The 5,665-nt window shown below is 41.2% G+C and carries 5 protein-coding genes; 3 read left to right on the top strand and 2 right to left on the bottom strand.

The genetic code is table 11. The features are described 5' to 3' along the window. The coding region (locus U9O96_05465) for a C25 family cysteine peptidase (GenBank protein ID MEA2054548.1) at window positions 1-914 on the top strand (914 nt) is incomplete at its 5' end. Window positions 915-917: 3 nt separating this feature from the next. On the opposite strand, the gene U9O96_05460 is transcribed toward U9O96_05465, so the two are convergent. Together U9O96_05460 and twy1 are read right to left on the bottom strand one after the other, a co-directional pair. Further along, entirely contained in the window at window positions 918-2,126 is a 1,209-nt protein-coding gene (locus tag U9O96_05460; GenBank protein ID MEA2054547.1) for a DUF401 family protein, read from the bottom strand. After that, entirely contained in the window at window positions 2,123-3,049 is a 927-nt protein-coding gene (gene twy1, locus U9O96_05455; protein MEA2054546.1) for a 4-demethylwyosine synthase TYW1, read from the bottom strand. The genes U9O96_05460 and twy1 overlap by 4 nt, the downstream gene beginning before the upstream one ends. A 374-nt stretch (window positions 3,050-3,423) precedes the next feature. On the opposite strand from twy1, the gene U9O96_05450 reads away from it, so the two are divergent. Beyond that, window positions 3,424-4,077: a TrkA family potassium uptake protein gene (locus tag U9O96_05450; protein ID MEA2054545.1), complete on the top strand. Its 654-nt coding sequence runs from the start codon at window positions 3,424-3,426 to the stop codon at window positions 4,075-4,077. Window positions 4,078-4,089: 12 nt separating this feature from the next. Continuing rightward, the gene (locus U9O96_05445) at window positions 4,090-5,532 is read left to right on the top strand and encodes a TrkH family potassium uptake protein (protein ID MEA2054544.1); all 1,443 of its coding nucleotides are present in this window, start codon (window positions 4,090-4,092) and stop codon (window positions 5,530-5,532) included. Window positions 5,533-5,665: the final 133 nt, after the last annotated feature.

Raw genomic sequence — 5,665 nt, 5'->3', positions numbered from 1 at the left:
ATGGTATATATGCGGAATGGAAAATGATGAAGAAGGATGTCATCGATTTTTATCCAGATGTTTATGTTGGAAGGCTTGCATGCAGGAATAGTTTTGAAGTAAAGAAAATGGTTGAGAAAATAATAACATATGAAACAACCACGTATGGACAGGACTGGTTCAAGAGATTTGTTGGTGTGGCTGGCGATACTTACCCAGGAGATGATGATCCTTATTATGAAGGGGAGTTAGCAACTGAGGCGGCATTTAACTATTTAGATGGTTTCGAGGCAAATTACATCTGGACATCAACCGGTGCCTTAACAGATGCAAACGATATAATCGATGCTATCAGCCAGGGATGCGGCTTCCTTCATTTCTCGGGGCATGGAAACCCGATAAGCTGGGCGAATCATCCTCCGAATGATGAGAAAACGTGGATTGGAATTGATGAAACCCAATTTATGAAATTAAAGAATGAAGGAATGTACCCAGTTTGCATTGTGGGTGGCTGCCATAACAATCAGTTTAATACGAGCTTAGCGAATATTATAAAAGGGATTCTGGAAGATGGCCTGCATTATTTCAGTTGGAAGCAACCCTATGGGGAATTCTGGTATAATGAGTGGTTCCCGAGATGCTGGGGATGGGGGCTGACGGTAAAGATTGATGGAGGAAGCATTGCGACAATTGCGAATACAGGTTACGGATACGGGGAGCCCGGGGAAAATTGCCTGAACGTGCGCGGTAGGTATATGGAACTGCAGTTTTTCAAGAGTTACAGTGAGGGAAAAGATATGCTCGGAGAAACGCATGGAACGGGATTAGCTTATTATTTGAATAAATTTCCTCCAATGGGAGATAAGGTTGATTGCAAAATAGTGCAGCAGTGGGAATTGCTTGGTGATCCTTCATTAAAAATAGGTGGATACTAGTTGCTACAGAGAAAAAATTACAGCAATTAATACCATCAAAATTGCAGGTGGAATCATCAGCTTGTATAGTTCCACAAACTTTGGCTTAAAATATTCATAGCTTACAACAACGCAGAGATGAAGCGGTGATATGAGATATCCCATGAAGGAAGAAACATAAAGTAAACTCACAAGATGTACGTTGTTCCCTATCAAAGGATAAAGCATTGGGTAGGCAAGGGCAATGGCGGCCATATTATGTGCTGTCAGAACCCCTATGGTAAAGGATAGAATGGGTATTATAACCAGAGCAGTGGTCGATGTATTCTGCAGATATTTTGCAGCTATCTCTGTTACTCCCGATACATTCGTAATATTTTTATAAAACATGATGCTAAACACTGCTATTGCAAGACTTGCTGAGAAGCCCTTTTTTATTATTTCGCTTTTATTTTTTTCACCGTGTATGAACAGAGATAAAAATATGCCGGATGGAAGAGCCACCAGAAATGCGATATTCAAGTAGATAAAAAGCGATAGGATAAAAGTCATGGCAATTGTCAGGATGAGGGGCATGAAATTGATAGTTGTCTCTAAAATGATTTCCTTTTTTTCTCTTTTTTTCATTTCTTTTTTAACCTTTTTTTTAGATAATTTCAGTATATAGAATGAACCGAGCACGATTGATACAATGAATATTGGTGTTTGAATAACAATAAGATTGTTGATATTTACTCTGGAGAGCTGGGACATGATTACAAGAGCGGTAGACAAGGGGAAAATAAGAAAGCCTATATGGCGGAACCACAAATTTATGAATGTTTTTCCTTCTTCGCTCACGTCCAGTCTCTTTCCCTGTGTATCAACCATGGGGGCGGAAAGTAATGCCCCTCCAGGTACTGGTAACAATCCAAATATGAATGGAGTAATGGCAAGCATCCCCCGTTCAGGGATAACTCTCTTTAGGTTTTCAATAACAAGAGATATTTGACCTGTTTCCTGCAAAACTGTTGCAAAAATTTTAATGAGAATAACGATAACGATGAGGCTGTCTACTTTCCAGTCGGTGATGCTGTCGTAAAAAATTTTAGGTATTTTCTCTGGATTCGTAAGTACTCCAAGGAGCAGCGCACCGGCTATCATGGCAACACCAAAATTTTTTTTATTTGCAACTAGATATATAATTACTGAAAATGAAAGGACAAGTGCTGCTATGGAAATAGCATCATTCATATTTTCCTCTCTTTTCCCCTACCGAGCAATACAACCCTGGACTCCTCTCTCTCGGATAATAATTCATAGCCCGCTAAACCCGCCAGTTTTTCCCCAAAATTCTTTATTTTTTCATGAGGAGGCATATTCTCTTCTGTAAGCCTTTCCCTAGAGTAGCCAACGTGTACATATCCTTTTGGTTCTATAAACCATGGTTCTGCTTTTTTATCCAGTTGCGCATACTCCTCTTCATAACCCAGATTCCATTTGTCAACGAGAGTATGGCGGATAACAGTCCGTGTATCCAGTGATGGAAGGAGCTGGAGTGTTTCATTCACCCTTTCCCATCCATCTTTTATTAGGGGGCAGCACAATTTTTTGTATATTTCTTTATTCGGGGCGCATAGGGAAACGTACAGTTGTGTTGGCAGTGTATCCATGTTTTCCAAAACTTCGGGCATCGTTCCATTTGTAACAAGAAAGGTAGTCATTCCATGATGATGGCAAATTTCAAAAAAATCGCTCAAGAAGGGGTAAAGAGTTGGCTCTCCGGTTAGGGAACAGGCAACATGCTTGGGTTCCCTTGTTTCCATCCATTTTTCCTCGTTACATCTTTCATCCCCTTTGAAGCCGGAGACAAGGCGGCGATGAGCCTCTATACTCTTTTCAAATATGAAGTCGGGGCTGTCTGCCTCTTTTTTATCAATTTTTGTTTCTGTGAAACCCTGATATCGCCAGCAGAAAAGACACTTTTGTGTGCACTGATATGCCGCGGGAGTCATCTGAAGGCAACGGTGGCTTTCTATGCCGTAAAAAGTTTGTTTGTAACAGGGTTTGTCAAAAAGCAGCGATTTTCTGAGCCAGTGGCAATGTTTGACCGCCGAATGTTTTCCGATGACTTCATATCCTTGTTTCTCAAATATGCGTCTCAACTGCTCATCCATCCATTCTGGCATAAGTGGGAGATTAATAAAACTTGCCGAAAAATAGGTGTTGCCCTAGACGGTAGGGACGGATGCTTCATCCAATCATCGACAATGCCGGATGGCAAAATGGGCAGACCACCAAGTCATCCTACAAAATCATTGGTTCTAGCAATCTAAACACCAGAGACCGGAATCTTAGAGAGGACGGGCGATACAAAAAACTGTCGGTCAGCTCCGCCGGTGCCATAATTATGATGGCGTAACTATGGTGTAAAGACACCCCGATGTGGGTTTTTGTTGGAATTCTCAAACGTTTATCAGGTAATGTTGTCGATAGAGAAAGATTTAATAATACCCTCCAAATTATGGTCTGCCGTAGACAGGGGGAGAATATGTATATGCTGATAATTGGAGCGGGTGGTATTGGACAGAAACTGACGGACCTTGCCCTTAAAAATAAAGACGACGTGGTTGTAATTGAGAAAGACAAGGAGAAATGTGATGAGTTTTCAAAAAAATACGATGCCGTTGTTATTAACGCAGATGCCACCGTCAAGGAAACCCTTGAGAATGCAGAGATAAATAAGGCAGATGCTCTAGTAACTACCGCCGATGATGCAACAAATTTACTGGTGATTTCAATTGCAAAGAATATGGGTGTCCGCTCCCTTGTTTCAGTTGTAAACAATGAGGAGAGCAAGCCCATGTTCATTGAGAAGGGTGCAAATATTGTTGGCAATCCAGATGCATTAACGGCAGAATATATGTACAGGGCTGTAAAACGTCCAATGATAAAGAATTTTATGAGCCTGGGTGGGCACGCTGAAATATTTAAAATAGTTCTGCCGGAGCAATCAGAACTTATCGGAAAAAAACTAAAAGAAATAAATTTGCCGAGTAGAGTTTCGGTAATCGCAATAGAGAGAAACTCCGATATAATTATACCTATACCAGATACAAGACTTGCGGTGGGTGATTGCATAACTGTACTGGCAAGGGAAGATAAAATAGATAAGGCAATGGAATTGTTTTCCAAGAAAAAATAAATTTTGAATTAAATGAAAAATGCAAAAATCATTTTAAGAGATACGGGGGCTATCTTGCTTACTGTTGGAATAGCAACTATTTTCGCAAGTATTATTCCGCTAATTTTCAAAGAACACGAAAACGCTCTCTGGATGATAGTGACGGTGCTTACATTTTTTTCGGTCGGCGGTTTTTTCAGGCTTCTTGGAAGGGGAGATGGAGAGCCAAAAATAAAACATGCGATGGCGATTGCTGCCCTATCCTGGCTGATTATTTCCTTAATTTCGACAATACCCTTTTATTTCATAGAAAATATGGATTTTCTCTCATCTTTTTTTGAGGCTGTCGCAGGATGGACCGGGACAGGATTGACTATGATAGCTAAAGAAAGCGAATTGCCTTATACCATCCAATTCTGGCGAACATTTACCCAGTGGGTCGGCGGCGTCGGTGTGATTGTACTTACGCTTATCATTCTTGCACGCCCCGGTACGGGCTCTTTCACTCTTTACCGCTCCGAAGCAAGAGAAGAAAAAATTCACCCCAGCGTCATATCTACCGTAAAAAGCATATGGTGGATATTTTTGCTTTATACTGGGATAGCGATACTTGCACTTTTCATTGCTGGGATGCCCGTTTGGGAGGCCATAAATCATGCGATGACCGGGTTGGCCACCGGGGGCTTTTCCGTCAAAGACGACGGCATTGCTTCTTATGGAACTATTATTCAGATAGTGATAATTCCTTTAATGGTAGCAGGTGCAATATCATTCGCTGCCCATTATGACCTCCTCAACAAAAAAATAAAAAAATTTTTTAAAGATGTCCAGACACAGGCCCTTCTTTTCATCATTTTTTCCGGAATGGTTATCCTCACCCTCATAAACATGGGTGGCTATTCAACCTTTCTGGAATCTTTCAAATATTCTGCCTTTCAATTTGCATCGGCTCTGACCTGCACGGGTTTTCAGACGGCTGATGTTGTTTCATGGAGTTCTTCCGCCAAAATGATTCTTTCGTTTGCAATGGTGATCGGGGGAGCTGCAGGTTCAACCGCTGGAGGAATAAAACTTTTCAGGGCGGTATTGCTTGCGAAGGGGGCGGGGTGGAGGATAAAAAGGATATTCCTGCCGCCGAAAAGCTCTTTCAGTCATAAGCTCGGTGGAAAAATCCTTTCTAATGAGGAGGCAATGGAGGAAGTAAATGAAGCAGCTACCATGTCATTTTTATGGATGATACTGCTGTTTATTGGTGTGATAGTCTTGCTCCTTACGACGGGCGGCAGCCTTGATAATGTCATATTTGAAGTATGCTCAGCTCAGGGCAATGTCGGCCTTTCAACGAACATAACCTCGATTGACATGAACTCCGTTGCAAAATTTATGCTGATAATAAACATGTTGATCGGCAGACTCGAGATAATACCGATACTGGTTCTTCTACGCTCGATTATAGCCGGAAGGAGCATTTTTTAGGTAGTTCCCAATAAATTTGTTGAAGATTTAAATAGTAGGGGATAATTGCCTCTTAGCAGAAGAACATGCTAGGAGGGAAAAGATGGAAAAAAAGAAAGGTAAAAAATGCCTAAAAGATAGGCATGGAAATGTG

It is taken from the genome of Candidatus Thermoplasmatota archaeon, from assembly GCA_034660695.1.
Lineage (GTDB): Archaea > Thermoplasmatota > E2 > UBA202 > DSCA01 > JAYEJS01.
This window is presented reverse-complemented; position numbering and strand designations above follow the sequence as displayed.

Excerpts from the sequence above, each read along its gene's own strand:
- U9O96_05460 (MEA2054547.1), bottom strand. The coding sequence starts at position 2,126 with ATGAATGATGCTATTTCCATAGCAGCACTTGTCCTTTCATTTTCAGTA.
- twy1 (MEA2054546.1), bottom strand. The coding sequence starts at position 3,049 with ATGGATGAGCAGTTGAGACGCATATTTGAGAAACAAGGATATGAAGTC.
- U9O96_05450 (MEA2054545.1), top strand. The coding sequence starts at position 3,424 with ATGTATATGCTGATAATTGGAGCGGGTGGTATTGGACAGAAACTGACG.
- U9O96_05445 (MEA2054544.1), top strand. The coding sequence starts at position 4,090 with ATGAAAAATGCAAAAATCATTTTAAGAGATACGGGGGCTATCTTGCTT.